This window comes from bacterium, assembly GCA_016786595.1.
Taxonomy (GTDB): domain Bacteria; phylum Bdellovibrionota_C; class UBA2361; order SZUA-149; family JAEUWB01; genus JAEUWB01.
Genome location: JAEUWB010000052.1, coordinates 29,324 through 51,611, shown reverse-complemented (window position 1 = coordinate 51,611; position 22,288 = coordinate 29,324). Strand labels below are relative to the sequence as shown.

General features: G+C 45.4%; 25 protein-coding genes. 11 read left to right on the top strand and 14 right to left on the bottom strand.

The window, feature by feature from the left end; genetic code table 11:
• Both JNK13_08495 and JNK13_08490 read left to right on the top strand, forming a co-directional pair.
• The coding region (locus tag JNK13_08495) for a methylmalonyl-CoA mutase (protein ID MBL7662777.1) at positions 1 to 1,549 on the top strand (1,549 nt) is incomplete at its 5' end.
• 307 nt (positions 1,550 to 1,856) lie between these two features.
• Complete coding sequence (locus JNK13_08490; protein MBL7662776.1) at positions 1,857 to 2,258, top strand: cobalamin B12-binding domain-containing protein; 402 nt, start codon at positions 1,857 to 1,859, stop codon at positions 2,256 to 2,258.
• Positions 2,259 to 2,337: 79 nt separating this feature from the next.
• Here JNK13_08490 and JNK13_08485 read toward each other — a convergent pair whose 3' ends face one another.
• Together JNK13_08485 and JNK13_08480 are read right to left on the bottom strand one after the other, a co-directional pair.
• Positions 2,338 to 2,919 (bottom strand): hypothetical protein, encoded by a 582-nt coding sequence (locus tag JNK13_08485; GenBank protein ID MBL7662775.1) that lies wholly within the window; start codon positions 2,917 to 2,919, stop codon positions 2,338 to 2,340.
• Positions 2,920 to 3,169: 250 nt separating this feature from the next.
• Positions 3,170 to 3,379 carry a hypothetical protein gene (locus JNK13_08480; GenBank protein ID MBL7662774.1) on the bottom strand — a complete coding sequence of 70 codons (210 nt, stop codon included), beginning with the start codon at positions 3,377 to 3,379 and terminating at the stop codon, positions 3,170 to 3,172.
• 134 nt (positions 3,380 to 3,513) lie between these two features.
• On the opposite strand from JNK13_08480, the gene JNK13_08475 reads away from it, so the two are divergent.
• Both JNK13_08475 and JNK13_08470 read left to right on the top strand, forming a co-directional pair.
• A complete protein-coding gene (locus tag JNK13_08475; GenBank protein MBL7662773.1) occupies positions 3,514 to 3,678 on the top strand; it encodes a hypothetical protein in 165 nt (54 codons plus the stop codon).
• Positions 3,644 to 4,507 carry an IS30 family transposase gene (locus JNK13_08470; protein ID MBL7662772.1) on the top strand — a complete coding sequence of 288 codons (864 nt, stop codon included), beginning with the start codon at positions 3,644 to 3,646 and terminating at the stop codon, positions 4,505 to 4,507. The genes JNK13_08475 and JNK13_08470 overlap by 35 nt, the downstream gene beginning before the upstream one ends.
• 229 nt (positions 4,508 to 4,736) lie before the next feature.
• Here the strand turns inward: JNK13_08470 and JNK13_08465 are convergent, their stop codons facing one another.
• The 4 genes from JNK13_08465 to JNK13_08450 form a co-directional block, all read right to left on the bottom strand.
• On the bottom strand, positions 4,737 to 4,898 hold the full coding sequence (locus JNK13_08465) for a hypothetical protein (GenBank protein ID MBL7662771.1): 162 nt from the start codon (positions 4,896 to 4,898) through the stop codon (positions 4,737 to 4,739).
• A gap of 241 nt (positions 4,899 to 5,139) precedes the next feature.
• Complete coding sequence (gene speA / locus JNK13_08460; GenBank protein ID MBL7662770.1) at positions 5,140 to 7,065, bottom strand: biosynthetic arginine decarboxylase; 1,926 nt, start codon at positions 7,063 to 7,065, stop codon at positions 5,140 to 5,142.
• Positions 7,066 to 7,090: 25 nt separating this feature from the next.
• A complete protein-coding gene (gene speB / locus JNK13_08455; GenBank protein MBL7662769.1) occupies positions 7,091 to 8,014 on the bottom strand; it encodes an agmatinase in 924 nt (307 codons plus the stop codon).
• A 107-nt stretch (positions 8,015 to 8,121) separates the two neighbouring features.
• Positions 8,122 to 8,934: an SDR family NAD(P)-dependent oxidoreductase gene (locus JNK13_08450; protein ID MBL7662768.1), complete on the bottom strand. Its 813-nt coding sequence runs from the start codon at positions 8,932 to 8,934 to the stop codon at positions 8,122 to 8,124.
• Between the two features lie 313 nt (positions 8,935 to 9,247).
• Here JNK13_08450 and JNK13_08445 point away from each other — a divergent pair, with 313 nt between their 5' ends.
• Genes JNK13_08445 through JNK13_08415 form a run of 7 tightly spaced genes read left to right on the top strand, consistent with a single transcriptional unit; the run spans position 9,248 to position 14,223 of the window.
• Complete coding sequence (locus tag JNK13_08445) at positions 9,248 to 9,505, top strand: hypothetical protein (GenBank protein ID MBL7662767.1); 258 nt, start codon at positions 9,248 to 9,250, stop codon at positions 9,503 to 9,505.
• Between the two features lie 16 nt (positions 9,506 to 9,521).
• Positions 9,522 to 9,917, top strand: coding sequence for a hypothetical protein (locus JNK13_08440; protein ID MBL7662766.1), 396 nt, complete (start codon positions 9,522 to 9,524; stop codon positions 9,915 to 9,917).
• A gap of 23 nt (positions 9,918 to 9,940) precedes the next feature.
• A complete protein-coding gene (locus tag JNK13_08435; protein MBL7662765.1) occupies positions 9,941 to 10,819 on the top strand; it encodes a hypothetical protein in 879 nt (292 codons plus the stop codon).
• A 25-nt stretch (positions 10,820 to 10,844) separates the two neighbouring features.
• A complete protein-coding gene (miaB, locus tag JNK13_08430) occupies positions 10,845 to 12,218 on the top strand; it encodes a tRNA (N6-isopentenyl adenosine(37)-C2)-methylthiotransferase MiaB (protein ID MBL7662764.1) in 1,374 nt (457 codons plus the stop codon).
• A gap of 32 nt (positions 12,219 to 12,250) precedes the next feature.
• Entirely contained in the window at positions 12,251 to 12,802 is a 552-nt protein-coding gene (locus tag JNK13_08425) for a bifunctional nuclease family protein (protein MBL7662763.1), read from the top strand.
• An 8-nt stretch (positions 12,803 to 12,810) separates the two neighbouring features.
• Positions 12,811 to 13,632 carry a tetratricopeptide repeat protein gene (locus JNK13_08420; protein MBL7662762.1) on the top strand — a complete coding sequence of 274 codons (822 nt, stop codon included), beginning with the start codon at positions 12,811 to 12,813 and terminating at the stop codon, positions 13,630 to 13,632.
• Positions 13,633 to 13,641: 9 nt separating this feature from the next.
• Entirely contained in the window at positions 13,642 to 14,223 is a 582-nt protein-coding gene (locus JNK13_08415; GenBank protein MBL7662761.1) for a cob(I)yrinic acid a,c-diamide adenosyltransferase, read from the top strand.
• Positions 14,224 to 14,385: 162 nt separating this feature from the next.
• Here the strand turns inward: JNK13_08415 and JNK13_08410 are convergent, their stop codons facing one another.
• From JNK13_08410 to cpaB, 8 genes are all read right to left on the bottom strand, one after another.
• Complete coding sequence (locus tag JNK13_08410) at positions 14,386 to 14,829, bottom strand: hypothetical protein (protein ID MBL7662760.1); 444 nt, start codon at positions 14,827 to 14,829, stop codon at positions 14,386 to 14,388.
• A gap of 532 nt (positions 14,830 to 15,361) precedes the next feature.
• Positions 15,362 to 15,805 (bottom strand): hypothetical protein, encoded by a 444-nt coding sequence (locus JNK13_08405; protein MBL7662759.1) that lies wholly within the window; start codon positions 15,803 to 15,805, stop codon positions 15,362 to 15,364.
• A 27-nt stretch (positions 15,806 to 15,832) separates the two neighbouring features.
• Positions 15,833 to 17,008, bottom strand: coding sequence for a TraB/GumN family protein (locus JNK13_08400; protein ID MBL7662758.1), 1,176 nt, complete (start codon positions 17,006 to 17,008; stop codon positions 15,833 to 15,835).
• A gap of 135 nt (positions 17,009 to 17,143) precedes the next feature.
• Complete coding sequence (locus JNK13_08395) at positions 17,144 to 17,752, bottom strand: transglycosylase SLT domain-containing protein (GenBank protein MBL7662757.1); 609 nt, start codon at positions 17,750 to 17,752, stop codon at positions 17,144 to 17,146.
• A 203-nt stretch (positions 17,753 to 17,955) separates the two neighbouring features.
• Positions 17,956 to 18,873 (bottom strand): type II secretion system F family protein, encoded by a 918-nt coding sequence (locus JNK13_08390; GenBank protein MBL7662756.1) that lies wholly within the window; start codon positions 18,871 to 18,873, stop codon positions 17,956 to 17,958.
• Entirely contained in the window at positions 18,870 to 19,796 is a 927-nt protein-coding gene (locus tag JNK13_08385; GenBank protein MBL7662755.1) for a type II secretion system F family protein, read from the bottom strand. Before JNK13_08385 ends, JNK13_08390 begins: the two co-directional genes overlap by 4 nt.
• Before the next feature lie 15 nt (positions 19,797 to 19,811).
• A complete protein-coding gene (locus JNK13_08380) occupies positions 19,812 to 21,230 on the bottom strand; it encodes a CpaF family protein (protein MBL7662754.1) in 1,419 nt (472 codons plus the stop codon).
• On the bottom strand, positions 21,208 to 22,287 hold the full coding sequence (gene cpaB / locus JNK13_08375) for a Flp pilus assembly protein CpaB (GenBank protein MBL7662753.1): 1,080 nt from the start codon (positions 22,285 to 22,287) through the stop codon (positions 21,208 to 21,210). The genes JNK13_08380 and cpaB overlap by 23 nt, the downstream gene beginning before the upstream one ends.
• Between the last annotated feature and the right edge of the window lies 1 nt (position 22,288).

Below are 22,288 nucleotides of genomic sequence, written 5' to 3'. Positions count from 1 at the left end.
CATTGTGACTGGGCGCGATCGTGGACTAAGCCAAGAAGACCCCCAAATTGGTCTCCCCGGGCAATATCCCTACACGCGTGGTGTGCATGACACAATGTATCGAAGTCGCCTCTGGACGATGCGACAGTTTGCCGGTTTTGGCACGCCTGAGGATACAAACAAAAGATTTAAATATTTACTCGAACACGGACAGACTGGTTTATCCACTGCTTTCGATATGCCAGCACTGATGGGCTATGACGCTGACCATGTGATGTCAGTTGGTGAAGTTGGTCGTGAGGGCGTAAGCGTTTCTACAATCGATGATATGGAGCGTTTATTTGCGGGAATTAATCTCGAAAACGTTACGACCTCGATGACGATTAATTGTAGTGCTACGATTGCGCTGGCGATGTATTTCGCGGTCGGAAAACGCCATGGCTATGACCTACAAAAGATGGGTGGAACCATTCAAAATGACATTCTCAAGGAGTACATTGCCCAGAAGGAATGGATTTGCCCGCCGGGCCCAGGTGTAAAATTAGTTTGCGACGTAATTGAATTTTGTGCTGCGGAAGCAAAGAAATTTAATCCGGTAAGTATTTCTGGTTACCATATCCGTGAAGCTGGGGCGACTGCAGTTCAAGAGCTTGCCTTTACGATTTATGATGGCGTGACATACGTAGAAACTTGTTTAAAGCGTGGCATGGAAATTGATAGTTTTGCTCCGCGGCTGTCATTTTTTTGGGACGTGCACAATGATTTCTTTGAGGAAATTGCAAAATTTCGTGCTGCGCGCCGAATTTGGGCCAAACTCATGCGTGAGCGTTTTGGCGCGAAGCTCGAAGCATCATTAAAACTTCGCACACATGCACAAACTGCAGGCGTGTCACTCACTGCGCAGCAACCGCTGAATAACGTCGCGCGAGTTTCCTTGCAAGCGCTAGCTGCAGTTTTAGGCGGCACGCAGTCGCTGCACACAAACTCGATGGATGAGACCTTGGCACTTCCGACCGAGGCTGCTGTGACTGTGGCCTTAAGAACCCAGCAAATCATTGCTGAAGAAAGCGGCGTGGCAAATACGGTTGATCCCCTCGGAGGCTCATATTTTGTTGAGGAATTGACTGATAGAGTAGAAAAAGAGGCTTGGGATTATATCAACAAGCTCGATAGTATGGGCGGAATGTTAAATGCGATTGAAGAGGGATTTCCACAGCGCGAGATTGCTGAATCGGCATACGTATTTCAAAGTCAGTTAGAAAGAGGGGAGCGCACAATTGTCGGGATTACTAAGTATAGTGACGATCGCAGCGGCGAAGACGTTATCCCGACTTTGAAAATTGACCACCGGGTTGAGGCTGATCAAATCGAGCGCGTGAAAAGCTTTAAGGCAAAGCGTGACGCGCAAACGGTAAAGAGTGAACTTGCAAGAATTCGGCAAGCTTGTCAGGAGAATCGCAATGTGATGCCAGTGCTTTTAGCAGCTGTTGACCACGGGATTACGATTGGTGAAGTTTCGGATATTTACCGTGAAGTTTATGGTGTATATACTGATCCAGGGTTTCTGTAATATGCTAAGCAGCACCTTGGCGACGCTTACAGCTTAGACTTGAACTTAGTCTTTAACTTAATCAGTTTAAGAGTAAGGAGAAGTTCAAGTCTAAGCTGTAAGCGTTCTGAGTGATATTTGGAGATCTTTCGACTGCGCAGAGTCAAAATAAATTTTGACCCTTGCCCACTCAAGATGACAGCATTTTATTTCTTCATTGACTAGAGACACTGTCATCTTGAGCGATAACTTGAGTGAATGTTAATGAACTCAAGTTGAGTCGAAAGATCTCCTGAAAGAGTAAATTTTCAATAAGTGATAAGTTCTTATGACCAAACGACCACTGCGTATTTTAATCGGCAAAGTTGGCCTGGATGGGCATGACCGTGGGGCAAAAGTGATCGCGCGAGCCCTACGCGATGCGGGCATGGAAGTAATTTACACCGGACTGCATCAAACGCCGGAAATGGTCGTGAAAAGTGCAATTCAAGAAGACGTCGATGCAATTGGACTAAGTATTTTATCCGGGGCGCATATGACCTTGTTTCCTGCAGTAATTGAGCTCTTGAAAAAGGAAAACGCAGAAGATGTTGTTGTCTTTGGCGGCGGAATTATTCCAGCAGACGATATTTTGACACTTAAAAAAGCAGGAGTTAAGGAGATTTTTACGCCCGGCGCTTCAATGGATGAAATCGTGAAGTGGCTTGATAGAGAAATAAAACTTTCTTAAAGAGTCCCAAAGGTGCCGTAAAAAAATCTGTAAGAAACCTCAAATTTTTACAATCAACCCTTAAGACTCAAGCAACTTTTTAAGGAACGGCGAGGCACTTAAGCCCAAACTGCGCCACCCAGTCGCTCTGACCTGACTCTTTGAAGCACTCCGCAAGAGCTCTTGCAGCCTCTTTTCCACCAAGTAGGAAATGCTCCAAACCAGCTTCCTCACGCTTAGTCTTCAGCCAGTCGTCGACGGATTCTGCCTGAAGCATTTCCAGTAGAGACTTCATGTCGGGAATATTTTTGAAGATTTCCTCTGCACTTTCGTAGCGCCCAATGGATTTCACCATATATGCGAAAATCAAGAGCACCCGAATGCGATATTTGGTGCGGGGACCTTCTGCCGGAGCCGTGTTCAGGAGTGTGCGCATTGACCAGTCAAGCTCTTTGCTTTTGTCAGTGACCACATCTCGCGCACGGCCTGGATCAAGTGTTTCGTTGTAGGTGGAAAAAGATAGACGCCAACATAGCCAAATTAAGGCTTCGATCGTTCTCTCACGGTCGCAATTGGACTGTTTGAGTGTATTTTCAAGCTCGCCAAGCAAGCTGAACAGATATCGAATAAACGCTGCTGGAGTTTGTGACCAGCCCATGTCTGTAGGAGTTAATTTTGCCATTTGTGTGAACCTCGTTTGAGTGAAATTCAATTGCCGCAGCAACTCAACTTCACTCAAAGCAGAGAATCCAATAAAACCTGATTGCACCTTTAGGCACTAAAAAACTAAAAGCTTTAGCTTTTAAGCGCCTAAGTTATTCATCTACCCAGAACAAGTCATGTAAATCTCACAAAATCGAAATGGCGGCGAAGACTTTAACCTGAATTAAAATTTGAGGTAGGCCAGTTGAGGTTTTTCAACTGACCTACTGTCATTTGGAGAGTTCAGCAGTAAGGCGATCGAGTGTTTCTAAAGCACTCCGCTTCGCGTCTTGCTTTGCTTTCTCTTCTCCGGCTTTGGCGGCCCAGAGTTCCTTGCAGGTTTTCTCGTAGGCTATTCGCGCTTGATCGAGCGCTGGGTGTCTTTCGCAGAGCCGACTAAATCGGCTTTCAAGATAGGTTTTGCGACTGGAATAGATCATGCTAGTTGCAAAGAATATGACGATTAGGGCCACAGTTATCTGGCCCACTATCGGCTCTCCGATATCTTGGCCAAAAAGATGGCGAGTTCAAATTAGAAAAGCGACACCTAAAAGAGTAGTAATTTTGGGTGGATATGGGAAAGCGCGGGAAAGACCTGGATGAGGAAGAGTTGGGTGAGAACTATCGTTTATCAGAGCGAGGCTTAAGTGCCCGGAGAATTGGTTACAAGCTCAAGCGGCATCATAGTGGGGTGATGCCGAGAACTGAGGAGAGGCAAGAGGCAGCTAAGATTTTATGAAGATTTAAGTGCGCTGGAGAAAGCCCAAGTTCGTCAAAGTCAACGCCAGAAGCTGCGCAAATCGAAGCGGGTCGATGGCTGGGGACTGAAAAACGAAGTAACGCGGGTGTATGTGCGTGAGAAAATTGAACTTGGCTGGTCGCCGCAAATAATTGCCAATCGTATTGGCATGGACAAGCAAGGTCAAAGTATTTCGCATGAGTCGATTTACCAATACATTTATCATCAAGCTAAGGAGTTGATTAAGGATTTACCGCGTAAGGGCAAGAGTCGAGGTATTAATCGAGCTAGCGGCAGAAGACCGAGAGCTGTTGAAGAATCCAAGCGTAGTATTGAGCTTCGTCCAGTGAAGGCTAATCTAAGAGGCGAGCCGGGGCACTGGGAGTCGGACCTAATAGTTTCTGCACGTCATGGAAAAAGCTCGTTATTGGTGCTAGTTGACCGTCAGAATAGACATCTGCATTTACGCTTACTACCTAACCGCCAAGCTCACACAGTCAGGCAGGCGCTATTTACGATTTTGCAAGCTCAGGTTAAGAAAACTCTTACTGTCGATAACGGTCCTGAGCACCAAGAGCTTGCTTTCCTCGAACCTGTCTTTGCAGACAATGATTTCAAAATCTATTTCTGTCATCCTTACTGCGCTTGGGAACGTGGCACAGTTGAGGCTATTAACGGGATCCTGAGGCGCTTCTTTCCTAAGAAAACTAATTTTGATGAGGTTACAGCTCAACAGGTCCAAAACGTTCAAGACTGGTTTAATCACCGCCCCATGAAAGTTCTCGGCTATCTCACCCCTTTGGAATATGAATCTAAAATGGCTGCTTAAATTGATCCTAAATCAAAAATCTTCAAGCGTGGCAAAACTTACCCCTCCCCAGTTAGTTATCCACAAAAATCCACAAGGCTAATGAAGTACGTACGCTTCGCTTCCTTGTGGATTGTTATGGATAACTACCACCCCCCCCAGCTCTATAGTACTAATAAGTATACTGCTCTTCTTACAGCACACTTTCTAATACTATTGGCATACCTACTTTCAGGCAGCTGTCGCTTTTCTAAACTTGAACTCGCCGATGGAAGACCAGTGGAACACCCATCAACCAGGCACTGCCGATGGCGATCAACCAATTTCCGATGCGATCACGTCGAGCGCAATCGTCTACGACAAGACTAAAATTAATATTGGGCATTTCTACCCTCCGTTCTAGATTAGCCATAAAAGGCTTCATGTAGAAATACTAATACCCACACGAAGCTTTTCAGAACGATCCAGTAAAACCTAAAAAATCTTCGCCACAATACACGAGACATCGCGTCTAGCATCTTGTGGCAATCAATCACTACCTGAAGCTAAAATGAGAATTATTTCAATACTAAAGTAATATAAAAAAGTCCATTTTTTACAGAATGACTTTGCTCAAGTCTATCAATAAACAGTGGGAAATGCAGCGTATTTAATTAAACTTCTGGGCCAGAGCCAAGATAGGTGTAAGCATCAAAAGCGCCAACATATTTGCGATAAATGCTGGCCGACTCTTCTGCTGAAACAAGACCCTTATCTACAGCGTCTTCTACGGAATTTCGCCAACGCTCAATCAAGTCATTCTTGTCGTACTGGACATACTGCAGCACTTCGCGAATTGAGTCTCCAAGCACAACATCAGAAAACTGAATGCGGCCATCGTTATTAACTTCTACGTGCACAGCATTCGTATCGCCAAACAAGTTATGCAAGTCACCTAAAATTTCTTGGTAGGCGCCGACAAAGAAAGTCGCAAAATAGTAAGGCTGCGTTTCGTTAATCGCATGCACCGGTAAGTAGCGCTTCACGTCTTTTAAGTCCGCAAAACGGTCAATTTTACCGTCCGAATCGCAACTAATATCAGCGAGCACAACGGAGCGAGTGGGTTGCTCGTTTAAGCGATGAATCGGCATCACGGGGAAAATTTGCTGAATCGCCCAACTGTCTGGCATCGACTGGAAAACTGAGAAATTGCAGAAATAAGTATCCGTCAAAAGCCAAGCCAAGCGTTCTAGGTCCTCAGGAACATAAAACATTTCTGCAGTTTTTTGTTTGATTTGATAGAGCAGCCCCCAGAACACTTCATCCACTAGCGCGCGGTCTGTGATTGATACAATTCCTAGATTGAATTGATCGAGCACATCTTGTCGCAGTTGCAGGGCGTCGTTCAGCGTCTCTTGGCAGTTCTTTGGTGTGAGCTCCTGATAGAGTGAGCACAAGGTAGTAACTGTTTTATGCTTTGTCTTCGATAGAATCTCATTAATATTACAGGTGTAGGAAAAACTATTAGCAATACCCAGTGCATTAAAAACAAGCACTGCGTGGTGCGCAGCCAAAGCACGTCCTGACTCAGAAATAATATCTGGGGCAGGGACGCCGGCTTGCTCGCAGGCTTCGCCAAGGATCCACACAATGTCACGTGCATACTCATCAACAGTATAGTTCATTGATGAAGCAAAAGTTGTCTTTGAACCATCGTAGTCAACGCCTAATCCTCCACCGACATCAAGCATTGTTAGGTTCGGACAGTCGCGACGCAATTGAATGTAAACCTGCACGGCTTCGCGTAATGCAACCTTAAGCGCATCAATTGCCGTGATTTGGCTGCCAACGTGGAAGTGTAGCAGGCTGATGATTGAAAGCATGTTTTTCTTTTTGAGGGTTTCAAATGCTTCAACGATTTCACCAATTGTTAAGCCAAATTTTGCTCGCTCACCGCCAGACTTTTCCCAGCGACCTGATCCTTTTCCAGAGAGACGGATGCGAAACCCAATTTCAGGTGTGACATTCAGTTTCTCGGAGACATCCAGCACGGTTTGTAGTTCGCTAAGCTTTTCAATTGTGATAATCGGGCGGCGGCCGACTTTTTTGGACATTAAGGCAAGTTCGATATATTCGGCGTCTTTGTAGCCGTTACAAAGTAGCGGACCGCTTTCTGCATTTTGTAATCCAAGCACTGCAATCAGTTCCGGCTTACTGCCGACTTCAAGTCCCATCTGGTATTGTTCGCCAGCGGCGCGCAAAATATCCACCACGTGGCGCTGCTGATTGACTTTAATTGGAAAGCAAAGTGTGTAACGGCCAGTATAATTTTGCTCCTTAATCGCTGTGTGAAAGGCACGGTGAATAATATCAACTTGGTTGCGTAAAATCCCATTAAAACGAAACAAAATCGGCAGCCCAATACCGCGCGCTTTGACCTGATTTACTAGATCGTACAAATCAAGCTTTGGTCCTTCGCTACCGTTGGGAGTGACCGTAATTGTGCCATTGTCATTCGGCGAAAAATAAGGCTGTCCCCAGCTGTCCAGTCCATAGAGAGCGGCGCTTTTGTGTGAATTCCATTTTTCAATCTCAGTCATTTTCGTCGGTTCCCTTAAAATAGTTTTAAGCAGCTGCTAGCTGGCGCGGTTTAAAAATAATGCTCAATACTTGGTAGAGTAATTTTGCGGCTAAGAAATTTGGGGCGGGGTCAGACTCACGCGGTAATAATTCAACGATATCGAGTCCGATAATGTTATGTCTATCGGCGATTTGTCGCACGGCGTCAAGTAAGTCATACCAATTTAATCCGCCTGGTTCAGGCGTTCCCGTAGAAGGCATGATTGCTGAATCGAAACAGTCGAGGTCGATCGTTAAGTAAACTTCTGAAGTCAGTCCTTTAGAGACGCGGTCGATCCAATTTTTCTCAGGCCAGTTTTTTTCACTGTTGGTGGCTTTGATTTGATGAGCGAAAACAACTCTGGAACGGTCCATTTTCTCAAGTTCTGAGCTGTCAATTGCGCGAATTCCGACTTGCACAATTGGCCCGCATTCACGGGCGCGTGCCATGACGCAGGCATGGTTATAACGTGAACCATAATATTCTTCACGCGTATCTCCGTGCGCATCGAATTGTAATGTGGAAATATTTGGATAGGATTCTTTGCAGGCTTGAATCGCTCCAGCACTTACCGAATGCTCGCCGCCAAGAATTACTGGAAATTTTCCATCTTGGAGTAATGCGCTGACGCGAGCTTTTACAGCAGCAACCATTTCTTCCGGCGAGGAATTTTCAGTCACTGGAGCAAGTCCAACGATACCAAGTTGATAGACTTCAAAATCAGTTTCGATGTCGTAGAGTTCAACTTGAGTTGAAGCTTCAAGGATTGCTTGAGGGCCACGATCGGCACCTTTATTGTATGTGCTTGTGCCGTCGTAAGGCACGCTGAGGATCGCGATGCGGGAATCGGCGTAGTTCGAATAATTACTTTCTAGGCCGTAAAAATTAAGCGTAGAGCTCTCTGTAGTCGCTTGATTTTCTGTCTTCAATTACTCGGCGTTTCTCCTCTAAGCAAATTAGTTTCTTAGCGACCGAGAATTAATCGAAACCGCAAAGAAGTGCAACACTTGGGACAATATTTTTTCACTGCAGACGCTCAGCCGGAGGTTTTTTTGACATACTGTCCGAGAGTAAGTTTGCCGATGAGAAGCACAATATTTTCAGGCAGGAGGCCAGCGAGTGTGGCAAGGAAACGATTACGAAGCCCGTTAATCAGGAGCTTTTTGTTGGCAAAGAGCGCCTCGATTGCCTCACGGGCAACGCCACTGGCTGGGACAGAGGAGAGAAAGTCGATCTTCTCTTCTAGCCCTGCAGCGATATGGAACTCTGTCTTTGTGGGTCCCGGGCAATGAGCTAGGACTGAGATGTTATACCCGGCTAATTCTACGCTGAGGGCTCGACTAAAGCTTTTGAGAAAAGATTTTGTGGCAGCATAGCAGGCCATGTAAGGGAGTGGTTGAAAGGCGGCAGTAGAGCAGACGTTTAGTATATGGCCTCCGCCATTTTTATCCATCATTGGGGCCAGCTGGCGCGATAAGTCTAGCGGCGCTATGCAGTTAAGTTCGACCATTTGGGTGAGTTTTGAGGCATCCATTTCGAGGGTTCTACCGACGAGGCCAAAGCCTGCATTATTGATTAGAACTTTTAGAGGGTAGCTTTGGTTGAGTTTAAGTGTTGCTGAAATCAGGCTATCGCGGCCAGCCTGGGTAGAAAGGTCTGCCACTAGAATGCTGCCAGCCTCGGAGCCTCCAAGTGAATTTAGGACCGATTCAAGCCTGTCTCTACGCCTCGCCACGAGTAGGAGATAGTAGCCCCGTACCTGGAGCAGTTTTGCGAATTCAATGCCTAAACCGGCAGAAGCCCCAGTAACAATTGCTAGGCCAGTTGTAGCAGTCTTATAAGTTATCATGCATTAAACCCATGTTTTTCCCTTAAAAGTAACCCCGTACCTGTCTCAGTCGGGCTTGAGGATCCGGGCCTCTACCCAGCTGAGACCTAGCTGAATTTGTTCTTCTTGCCTAGAGAGGGCAGTAGTTCGAGCCTTGAATATCGCCAGGAATATCAAAATATAGAAAATCCCCGAAACACCGATAAAAGTAACCCCGTACCTATCGAGGGGTGTCGAAAAGGGGGCTCTATGCCTGTTAAAAAAGTTACGTTATAGTCTTTGTCCAATAGTGAGCATTTCGCTACTAATAAGTTACCGACTAGTTAGATATTAAATGGCTGATTCCGCAAACACATTCTGGCAACGACTCCTCATCGCAGCCTACGCGACTGGAATCGTGATGATCGCCTACAAAGAACTTCGACAAACTGGCTGGGACCGCCAATTTATTTCCAGCCTCAAATCAAACTCCGTCACCATCAAGTCTGACCAACGCCAGGCAGTCGATCATGAACTCTCAAACTCCGACAAACAGTCCCTCGATCACTACTTCGAGCAAATCCCACAAGCTGATACTAAGAATGACCACTAGCAACTAGGAAAAATTCATGAAACTCACTGCCTTCATACTCGCCCTGAGCGGATTATTACTACTAACAGCATGTTCTGCCACACTCGATGACGGCCAGACACTTAGAAATTCTGTCGTAAGTTTCCACGAAGCCTTGCGCTGGCACGATGCCGATAAGGCAACTGTTCTCGTCGAACCTAAGGAACGCGAAGCCTTCTATAAAGCCATGAAAGGGCGACTCGATAAGGAGAAAATTATCAGCTATGAAGTCCGCGACGTATCAATTAAGGAAAGCGAAGCTCGAGTGCTCGTCGATATCAAGTCCTACGCACAGAATTCACTAGTCGTTAACACACGCACCGAAGTGCAAGCTTGGATTGAAGACTCAGGCGCATGGTACTTCGTCGAATCACGCCTTGCAGCCGATAGTTAAGCTCTGAATTGATCGCAAAAACCATGAAAAATAACGCATTTAATCTGGCCCTCATTCTCTGTCTTTCATTTTCAGCTTGCACTACTAAGCAGGCTAGCACTGGACAAAATCAGCTTGCAAATTCGACCACAATTACAGACCCCTTAAGCTACGAAGTCCTGGACTCTAAACTTACCCCCCAAGGACTCCTATCTGTCACCGGCTCAATCACAGCAAAAACAGATTGGCCCACAAATAATGCCGTGCTTGAACTTAGCACTTTCGTTAACGGCGAAAGAAAAGCCTCCAAATACGTCTATCTCGATCAAGCCTTAGGGAAAGAAATGTTAAAGCGTAATTCAAAAGACATTCTCGCCTTAAGCATCGAAAGTATGGGCGCAACAGACTATCAAATGCGTCTACTCTGGGGCGCAGAGACAAAGCAATTTGCAAAAAATAATACTAATGAAATCTCAGACCAAAGTCAGGCAAAGATCGAAACAACTAAACCCCAAAGCTCAGCCGCAAATACTACCGACCAAGGCAGCGCTCCACAAACAGCGACAAAAGAAGAATTAAAGGAAAAACTAGATGCCCTGGCCCTTGTCGAGCTTGAGACAATTTCTAACACAATCGCTTGTTCGGTTCCGCCATGCGATCTAGAACTTGTCGTCAGCGGTAAAATCTACAACCCCACAGCGACAACCATTAAAGACCCTAAATTGGCCCTAGGACTGGCTTATGCCCCAGACGGGCGCCCAACACCGACAGCTGCAGACCCGAGCACAGAGGAAATTGTTGAGCTTTCTGGTGTCACTATCGACTCCGGACAAAAACGTGTAATTAAACTCACCGTTGATCGGCCAGTCCCGCAAATTCCAGGCGGTAAATTTGTCCCGGTCTTAAGAATAGTGACTGAGTAATTTAATTTTTTATTGAGCATTTTCAATGCCCCTTACAGCTGAAAAAAATTCAGACAAGCCAAAGCTTTTTATCAAGACTTTTGGTTGTCAGATGAATGAGTATGATTCTGAAAAAATCTCTGCTCTAATGCAGGATCAGTACAGTCTTACCTCTAATGCTGAGGAGGCCGACTTTATTTTCGTTAATACCTGCAGTGTTCGTGAAAAAGGCGAACATAAAATGCGCAGCATCATCGGCGAATATAATTTGATTAAGAAAAAGCGCCCACAGACGATTATCGGCGTTGGCGGCTGCGTTGCCCAGCAAGAAGGCACACAACTTATCAAAGCCATTCCTGAAGTAGATTTTGTCGTCGGCACTCACAATTTGTCGCTCGTGCCCTCATTAGTAACAGGCGCACTTGCTGGAAAGTCCAAACAAGTTGTCGTCGATTATCGCGATGAGTGGGAAGATCTACCACTAGGGTTTCGTGAGTTAACAGAGACCGGCGAGCAAGTCACTCCAATTCGCGCGCTTGTTTCAATTCAGCGTGGTTGTAATAAAAACTGCTCTTACTGTGTTGTACCCAACACCCGTGGCCCTGAAGTCAGTCGCGACCCCCAGGAAATCATCCGCGAAATCAGTCTCAAAGTTCGCATGGGCGCAAAGGAAGTAATGCTCCTCGGGCAAACTGTAAACTCATACGGCCGTGATTTAAACCCGCGCCTTAGTTTTGTTGATTTGATTAAGCGCATTGCAGAAATTCCAGACTTAAAACGCATTCGCTTTACTAGCCCCCATCCCCAGGAGGTTAAATCAGACTTTATCAATCTCTACGCAGAGGTCCCACAGCTTGTGCCGCACATTCACATGCCACTGCAAGCCGGGTCAGATCGAATCTTAAAACTGATGAACCGCAATTACCGCAGCAAGCGCTATTTCGAAATTATTGACGAGCTTCGCGCCAAAGTGCCCACGATTGCTATTACCACTGATATGATTGTCGGATATCCGTCAGAAACAGAGGCAGACTTCCAGGATACTTTGGAAGCACTCCAACGCGTGCGCTACCATTTGGTGTACTCTTTTTGCTATTCACTGCGTCCGCATACTGCAGACAGTGCTCAGGAAAACCTCGAGCTTGTTGCTGAAGATGTGGCGCGTGATCGCTTATACCGTCTACAAGATTTGCAAGACAACATCAGCAGAGAGTTACACCAACAATATCTAGGTCAAAACTTGGCCGTGTTGATTGAGAGTCTTAAAGGCGAAAACCCACGGGGTCGCTCCGAGTATAATACCTGGGTAGAGTGCCTGCCCCAATCAACAATCCAGCGTGAACGCATAAAACTTGGACAAATTATTCAGGTTAAAATAGAACATGCCACACCCTATGGACTGAGAGGTCAGATCATCTAGAAATTACGTGCATGAGTGAGATTACAACTGAAATGGAAATGTTTGTGGCTGGTCTTGTTTTAGACCAAAATACAAATGCGCCAATCGTGCTGCTCAAGGAGCAAACCGGTAAAATCTGCCTGCCAATCTGGATTGGCCTTCCCGAGGCTACTGCGATTGCTTCTGCGCTTAAACAGGTCACTTTAACTCGTCCAATGACACATGACTTACTGGCCAACTCAATTAATATGTTTGGCGCCAAAGTCACACGTGTGATTATTCACGCAATTCAAGATAATACTTTTTTGGCGCGGATTGAGTTAACTGCCGGGGATGCGCTTAAGCTGATGGATGCACGTCCAAGTGATGCAATTGCCTTAGCTGTGCGCGTTAATGCCAAGATTTTTGTTAGCGAAGAAGTTTTAAAACAGGCTCAAGTTACACTTAGTAGCGCGATCGGTGGAGAGGGCGGGGAAATACGTGCCGAAGATGAGGAGTTTACAGCAAGCACCGAAGGGGCTACGGATTTTAGCGCGATCGAAAAAGATAAATGGGCCGAAATTCTTGCTGAAATGGACCCAGATGATTTTAAGTATAAACAGTAGTGGAAAAGATGAATACACAAGCAAATACACCAATCACTAAGAGTTCTACCGCACCGGAACCAAGCCCAGACTCTGCACAGAGCGAGGCGCGTTTAAAGGAGCTTGCTGAGCGGCTTAAATTTGTTGAGGGCAGTAATAAGGATTTGTCACAATTTCTTGCTGAGAGCTGGCGTCAACTTGTCATGGCACTTGTTGTGGCAATGGCATTGATGTGGGTGGTTGATCTTTATCGATCCGCAATTCAGAAAAAGCACGCCAAGTCTTCTGAAGAGTTTCAGTCAATTCAGGAGAGCTTTCAGGCACTCATTAGTAAAAGCTCGACCCCAGCAAGCCCTGAGGCTAAAGCTGAAGAGGATAAGGCAATGAGTGAGCTTGAATCACGTGTGCAGAATTTAAGTGCTCAGGCGACAAAGCATTTCTATGCACAAGCTGCGAAGTTATATGCAGCTCGTGCCAAAGTAGAAAAGAAAGATTACGTTGCAGCAAAGGAAGCACTTGCTACAGCTTTTGGCGTTACTGGCCCAATCGGCATAGCTGATAAGCTAACTCCGGATCGATTTTTAACTGAGCAAGCTACGCTCTTACTCGGGCGGGTCTTACTCGAGGAGAATAATGATACTGAGGCTAAGCGAGTATTAGAGTCATTGATTCGTGAAGGGCGTATTACTTCAGCGCCAGCGTTAATTAGTCTTGCTCGAGTTGCTGTGAGCGCTGTCGATCGCAGTAGAATTGACAAGCTTGCCAAGGAACTTGCACAGCGTGATGCCACCGCAGCTAAGCTTATTGGCACAGAACTTAAGCAACTTGGATTTGAAGCTCCGCTAGAATAATCAATTATCATGGGCTTTAAGATTAACCGCGTATATACCAAGCGAGGCGACAAGGGAAAAACAAGTCTTGTAGGTGGAGAGGAGACTTCTAAGGCAAATCTTCGAGTTTCAGCTTACGGGGAACTTGATGAGGCCAATGTCGCAGTTGGTGCCTTACGTGATTTAATTTCCACAAAGCAGCAAAAACTTGCCGCCGAGCTTTTAGTAATTCAACACGATTTATTTGATTTAGGTGCCGAACTTGCCTGCCAAGCCAGTCAAGCCTTTCCCGGCATGGCCTTGATTGATGCCAAAGATGTCACTCGCTTGGAAGAGTTATGTGATTTTTACGGTGCAGGGCTCACTGAGCTTACAAGTTTTATTATTCCAGGCGGGTCTCCCGCAGGAAATGCTGCGCATTTGGCCCGAGTCGTGACGAGGCGTGCTGAGCGGACCGTTACAGCGCTCTTAGATTCTGGGGAGATAGTTCGTTTTGAGGCAATTCAATACCTCAATCGTTTAAGTGATTTACTTTTCATACTTGTACGTTTCTTACTTAAGTCTGAGAATGTGCCTGAAGTTCTTTGGGTGAAGAAAGCGGAGAGAGGCTAGCGCGGTTCTAAAGCTATGCTAGCGTAGTGTCGAGTGGATCTCGAAAAATAAATTAAAATTTAATCAGGGAAAATAGAGATGAGTGGTAGGGGTCCAAACCCGTGCATTGAAAACTTGGTCTTTGTTGACTAGTAACTTTGCACGGGTTGGACAGATGGACGATTAGGCGACGACAGCTTCTTGCCAGTCAGGCACCCAAGCTTCGGTCAATAGCATGTCGTATAGCTTCGATTCTTCTGGTGTGCCAGATTCGAAGGACCAACGCGCTTGGTTTGATCCTGACTCAACGATAGCGATGTGCGTGGCCTCAAGCGGTCGTTCCGAGCCTTCGACTTGATAACGAAGTATTGTTCCGTTATTGCCACGAATGATTATGGCTCGCTTTGGTGCGCCTTCGATTTGGCTGCCTCCATCAATGGAAACGCAAGCAACTTCAAGCTTAATGTCGCCCTCGGGGAGTTTAAACTTAACTCCCACTCCTGTATTGCTTGAAGCAACCATTGAGTTGATCATGTCGGATGTCAGCAAGGCATCACCTTTAATTTCCCCAGAGTCGCTGATGACAACAGCGATGTTCATCGCCATGATTAGTGCAATTAGATTCATTGTTTCTACTTTTTCCTCCAACCCCATCCTTGTAAACGAGTTACCGTCCTTGGCTCAGGGTCTTTGGCAGACATGTGTACACACGAATCTCCCAAAGACTCTAAGCCTTAATTTCCCGTGCAAAGTTTGTTAAAAAATTAACGTTTAAACTTTACAAACCTTCTACCCAATACCACTCATGTAGCGTCACTTATTGCCATGAATACAAGGTTTGTTACAAATATTATGACTAGAATTTGTAACATATTGCAATCATTCATTTATTATTTGCACTATTATATGCATATAATTCATCTTGTATACAGAGCCACGAAATCAAGAGAATCTGGACTTCAGACAGAAAACATCAAAAACCCAAGATTTGCATGGTACTAGCTAGGTAGACCACGCCCTGCCAGTTACCATCATTGGTTATCTTTCAACTCATTGAATGCTCATAATATTCGCATTCAATTCCCTCCTCTCGGCCTGAGAGCGAGGGCTCGAGTCGAAGGCAAGATGGCAATTGTTTAGTTAGCGCCGTCTTTGCATTTTATTTCTTAGTCACCCCAACAGCATAATCAAAAACAAGGGCGCCGCCCTGTTGACCAGTTAGAAGAGTCATGATCAGGACGAAAAAAAGTGCGGCGAGATATAAATAATAAATCCTAGCTGAAAGCTTGTCTGGGCTCAATTTCAAGCGCTGATAAAAGAGCGCAACAAAGGGGAGGGCAGTTAAGAGTGTTAATTTCGCGCGTGTTTCGTGGATTTCAACTTGTGCAACTAGCTCAGAACTTAGTTCGGGCATGGTCTGAAACATAATTAGCCCTGAAAGATAGGAAACAATTAAGCCTAAAAGATAGAAATTACCAAGCACTAAAGTTGCGGCTGTTGGACTGCGGTCTTGCTTAATCGTTAGGCGAAACAGCTCATAGCAGCATAAGATTAAAATCGTGATAACGGGAAGGCCCGTGATGAATGCATGAAATTTGACCATAGAATGATCGAAATTACTCTAGGATTTCTACCACTTTAATAAGGCTGCAACTTTACCGATACCAATCATCGCACCAGCCGCAGCACCTAAGTTAGTAAATAACATGATTGCAATAATTCTACCCAATCTGTTTTTTAAAAACGATCTAAACGAATTTAAGTCATCGCTGATTGTTTCAAAGTCGGAAACTAGTGGCTTTTTTACGGCAGCTTCAATCAATCCACAAACCCAACCAACTGCAAGCATCGGGTGTAAAGTGGTAATCGGCGCTGAGAAAAATGCAGCAATGATTGTAAAAGGATGCGCTAGGCAAACAATTGCACCAAGCGCTGCTAACCCTCCACTCAGTAAGACCCAGATTAGGGCCATTCTGAAGGTTAGTTCTGACCCAGATTGGAAAAAACCCATTACAAAAAAGAAGACCAGTAGGAAGGGGAGACCCCATTTGAAAAACCACGTCCAAAATCCACCCGAGGGGATCGTTTCAAGCTCAGCAAGATTATAGCGCGTTCCAATTTTTTTCTTCATTCCTGGAGCATGGGCTGCACCGACAACTGCAAGAATGGTCTGGCCAGGTGTAGTTGCTAATTTCTCAACCATATATGAGTCCCGTTCATCAAGCAGCACGGCTTTAATGTCTGGCACATAGCGAGCAAATTCATCTGTGAGCTTATTTAATTCTGACTCTTCTTTGATTCTTTCAATTTCATCTTCGGTGACTTCGCTAGCCTTAGAACCTTCGAAAATAGAGGCAAAAAGTAATTTGAGTAGGGAGCTAAAAGTCATTTTTCCCCAGGCACGCCGTAATGTGACTTTGATTTCTCGGTCAATTACGGCAGTCGGGATCTTTAGTTCATCGGCTACAAGGAGTGCTTTACGAATTTCATCTCCAGGCTTGATGCCAATTTTTTCAGCGATTTTTTTCTGATAGGAGGCAAGAAAAAGCTGCGCCATGAGCACATAGATTTTACCTTCCTTAATCACTTTAATGATATCGGTTTTTTTCCAGCGGTCAGGGTCGAGCACCGTATCAAGACGTGGCTTACATAGCTCGACAGCGACAGTGTCTGGGCGAAGCTCACGGATTGCTTGATCTACAAGTTCGACACTCTTAGGACTTACGTGAGCTGTTCCAAGCAGATAGATTGTCTTGTCGAGAAGACTAAGAGTTGAAATATCTGGGGAATCAAGAACTGAAGACATAAAGCTAAATTCAATAGCGCATGAGATTAGCTGAGTTAGGCTCTGAGTGATAGAGATATTAAATATTGCCCAATTTAAAGAGAGATCGTAATTGGGCTTAATCTACGCCCGATAAGTAAAGTTATCGGGCGTAGATTAGCGTATTGCCTGCAAAATTGAGTCCGCATAAGCGTAACTACCGTTATAGCACTTAAGGGCGCTGCGATCTGTGTTTGTGGCATTTGTAGTACGTTTAGCACGCGCGTAACAATCGCTTAAGACCTTTGCTAGACAAGTTAGATTTGTCTTGGGATCGAAAAGATCTTCGGGCTTTGTCAGCTCACAATTAGTTTTGTGAAAGCCATAAAGAATTTGACCTAAACCTAAACTTGCATCAGCAAGTTTACGGTCATTTGCATTTAAGTGCTTAAATTTTGACTTTAAAAACCCATGCCGGCGAATCGCCTTAGGATTTCCGCCACTTTCCTTTCTGACAATTGCCTCAATGATTTGCGGGTTTAGTCCATGCGTCTTAGCAACTGATTCAATGTGCGGTCGGAGTGAATCAAATTCGCAGACTATGATGCCGCGTTCATTGTTTGCACAATTGATCTCGGGTAAGCTAACAGTCTTTTGTTCCTCTGCCGGTGTTAATGCATTGTGAGTTGCAGTTGACGTAATGCCGAGGGCGCTAGTTAGCGACTCACGGCTAGTTGCCGTACAACTTGTCAGCAGAAAAAGAATAGATAAAATTCTATATTTCATTCGTAGTTTCCTTTTTGGGAGATCTTTCGACTTCATTCCTCGCTTGTAAGCTCCCGTCATCCCGAACCTCAGCAACTGAATACATAAATAAGCCCGAGAAGGAGGGATCTCAAGTAACCAGGGCTTGCGATCTGACTATATTTAACATTTTTTCGTTTGAGCATAATTTGAAATATTACCTCAGTCATTTCACCGCAGATATTTTACTTTAGCGGCGAGCTATCCATGCTGCGTTTTTGACTTAATTCCTGACGGAGATTTAGTAGCGGCACAATCGGCACCGCGGCAGTTAAAATCATTAGTCCAATCACAGAGGCAAAAACTGGAAACACCACATAATTCTCCAGTTTTTTCACCCGCCTTTCAACCGATAGGCGCCACTCCGTATGCGCATGGTCACTTAAACTTCGTAGCGACGGAATCAACTCCCCTCCTTCACTCCCAGAAATATCAAGGTGCAATAAGACGTGTCGTAAAAGCTTGATATTTGTAGCACTGGCAACTGCTTCTAAGGCCATACTAAAGGGCATGCCGTGGGCTGTAAGTTCATAGACTAAGGCTAGGATGCGACTAAAACTCTCGTGCTTTCCCGCATAACTTGATTTTGACCGTGTCACGACACGCTCCATCGCAGGTAAAATTCCAAGTCCCGCTTCAACTAAAAGAATAATACTCTCTAGACCAAGTGGGATCTGATACATGAGCTCACGGCGGAAATCCTTAACTTGATTTTTTAAATAAAAAACCCAGGCAACTAATCCGAGATAAAGCCCAAGTAAGCTCAGCCCAAAGGCAAGTGGCACTGAGCCCTTTAAAGCACCAAGCGTAAAACCTGAGAGCGCAGGCATAAAAATAAAGCAATATTTTAAATTCTTTGCCCGGACACGATCCTCAGGAGTAATAAACCCTGCCTGACCAAGTTTATCAGTGAGAGTATTTAAAGCTTGGCTTGTTTTAGTCCAATCAACCGGGCTATCGTCTTCATTTTTCGCCTCTAAATCCCGGATAATCAAATCGTAAACTTGCGCACGGATTTTCTCGCGCCGGGAGTTAGCAATCATCAAGCCCGCTGCGATTAGTGCAACAACAGCTAAGGCAATTAAGATTATACTTAGATTCATGGTCGAAAATCACTCATCCGTCTAAGTGCTGCATAGCCGACAATAATAATTAAAACACCCGCAGTTGCCATGCCATTTGCAACTGGGTGATGTAAAATAATCTCCCAGAAATCCTTGGTGCGTACTGCAATCATGCCCACGACAAAGGGCGTAACTAAAAGCAAAATATTTGCAGTCATACGCATCGTTGTTGTGCTGACTAATGCACTTGAAGTTAAGGTCTCCCTGTCGCGGCTGACTTGAGCTAGGCGCTGTAAAGTTGGCGCAAAGCGTCCACCATTCTCAAGCACTAGTAAAAACGCAGCACGAAAGAGATCTAAATCAGGTAGTGCAATGTCTGCAGCAAAATAGCGAACTGCTTCTTCGCGGGACGTACCTTTACGCAGCTCAAGTAAAAGCCTTTCCACTTCAACACGAATTGGGCTTGTCTTTTGTAAAAGCTTTACAGCGCGTTCCAAAGCCATATAGGGATTCATCCCCACTTTTAGACTTGACGCCATCGCCATTAATACTGTGGGATAATCTTCGTTGAACTGAGCAGCACGCTTTTGCGCGCGGTTTCTTAAGTAAGAAAAAGGCAAAGTATATGCCCCGTAGGCGATCAAAGGAATTACATAAAATGATAAAATTTTACTTGTAAAAAACACAACAACAGCAGCTATAAGCGCCGCCAGAGATCTAAAAGCCAGAGGGTTAATCGATAATTTGGCTTGATAAAGACTAAGCTTAAGGCCCCGGTCGGGGATTTCTTCACGCAGAGGCTCTGCGCTTTCGTTTGCTTTATCCTTAACTAGCACTACAGGCTTGACTGCCGGGTTTGAATTTTGCGTATCTTTAAGTGCAACCATGCGCTCAAGTGCCACACGCCTTTCCGGACGAAAGAAGTTAGCAAGCTTTGTTGTGTTTAATTTTGCAACTGCCATGGTCTTAATTTGAATTTACATTTCCGTATCAAGGTCAATAGTTTCCCCACCTAAGCCAATTTGTAGATCTTCCGTCTTAAGTAAGTCCTGAAACTTAGAAATTCCGGAATCTCTTTTCCAGCGTGGGTTGTCTTCTTGCCCCTTAATACCTTTAAAAGAAAACATTGGTGATACTTGTACTGCGCCATCAGAGGAAGTGCCAACTTCAAGCACTTCATAGATGCGACGCTTTGAAGTTTTAGGGTCGACATTAATAAAAACAATCACCGAAATTGCGTTTGCGATCTGTCGACGAATTGTCTCAATTGTGACATTTCCTTGCGCCCGTGCGAGAAATATTTCAAGACGATAAATCGCGTCACGCGCACTGCGTGCGTGAATTGTCGACATCCCAGCATGGCCCGAGGCACAAACGTCAATAAATGCTTCAGCCGCCTCAGCATCGCGCATTTCTCCGAGAATCACGCGGTTCATTGCCATACGCATACCTGTGCGAATCGCTTGCGCTGGTGATATTCTCCCCGCCCCTTCGGTATTTGCTTCACGAGTTAAGAGTGTGCGCACAAATTTTCTTTCAAGTACAAGTTCATGCGTGTCTTCGATCACTAAAATCGCTTCGTTAACATCAATCCTTGAAGTCAGGGCTTTAATCAGCGTTGTTTTTCCCGAACCAACTTCTCCGGCAATTAAAATTGTCGCATCGCCTGAGTGCGCAATTGTCGCTAGGTATTCAAGAATCACCCGCGGGGCAAGGCCGTACTGCACTAAGGCATCAAGTGAAATCGCGCGGTGACGCGCGATACGCAAGGTCATCATCGGTCCAGAGCCAGGCGGTGAAAAGGATTCATGGGTTACGCAGGCTCGCACATGCGGGTCAATTGCCGCATCGACTACGGGAGTTGCTGTGGTGCAAGATTTGCCGCAGCGCTTAAGTAGATTTTCCACAAATGACTTATAAGAAATTTCATCGGGAAAGCGTAAATCAGTTTGAATATTACGACGACCACTTTGAATACTAATATCACGCCAGTTGCGGATGATAATATCGTTTACTTCTGGGTTTTGAATTAGGGGGCTAATAATATCGTAGTGATCGAGTGAGGCACTAAGTGCCGCGACAACAGCTGTGCGTTCGCGCTCGTGTAATTCGTCACCGCTTGTTGTTTCAATTGTCTGCACCAGTCTTAAAAGCTCAGTTTCATCGAGTGCTTTTTTTGATCCGAATGCTGACTGCTCACCTAAGCGACGCTTGGCTTCACGCACAATAAATTTACCTGTCGGTGTCAGGTCATTAGATTTTTCTGGGCCAGGATTTGGTCTTTCGTTAGCTTCTGTTTTAAGATCGACTGGGGCAGTTTTCAGTGTTGCTGCAACTTGCTCAGTTGAACCGAAATAGCGTTTTAGAATTTCATCAGTTGATAGTGTTTCTTTCATCTGACTTGGCCTCGCTAGCTTTGATTTTGTCTTGCTCGAGTTGAGCACGTGAAAGGGTATTGAGAGCAGATGCCTCGTGCGCGGGCTTTTCGATATTACTTTTCTCGGTGTTATTTTGCACAGTATTACTTTTTTCTGCGCTATTCGTTTCTGGCTTACTTACTGCTGCAAAAGGGCTTTTTTCTGCATCTGCAGCACGTAGCCAGCGTGACTTATCATTTAAAAGATACACTTTTCCCGTAGAATCCTTGGCGTAACCTTTAACCAAGTCCGACACGGCGCGTGTATTTGGCGCTTCACCGAGGAGATTTTTTTGAGAAAGCCCGGTGATGGCTGTTGGTTCCGCATCCCCTTCCCCGCGTAGCGCGAAGGTTAATTTCCCAATATTCGAGGAGGCTTTAATCTTTAGGGCGTCTTCTTGAGTTGTCAGCAGTGTTACGGTTCGCGGGGCTTCGGGGGCGGTCGCTCCTGAGTTTACAGGTTTTGCCTGGCGTTCTGCCGATAAGATTCGCACATTCTCGGCAATAACTTTAGCTTCGAGTCCATCGTTTCCACCGCGAATGAGGATCACATCGACGAAATTTCCCGATCTGGCCCAGCCTTCAACGGCAGACTCAGCATCGACGCGTACTGTGATTGCACGCATTCCTTCAGGAATGCCTTCGACGACTGCGTTCATGTCGATTGCACCTTTACTCACAGCGCTAACCGGGATTGGTAGATATTCTGGGAGCTGAGCAAGTGCGACTGCGTCACCGAAAGAATTAATGTCGATTACATAGTCCCCGGTGAGTTTGCTTTTGGGCCACTTAGTGTAAGAGAATTTTACGTCACTAAGCTTTTCTCCGCGAGCAATTGGCCGTTCCGGAGTAGGAACCACCACAGTGTCCTCAGTTGAGAGCACTTGTGGTGGTTCTTTTGTAACAGCCAAAGGAGGGTTTGTTTTTTTCATTGCCATGTAAACCATCCCGCCAGAGAGGCACATTAGTGCAACGGCCACAGGCACCATAGTAGATGTGCGTGATCGTAATTTCTTCGGGCGTTTATTTGTTTTCACA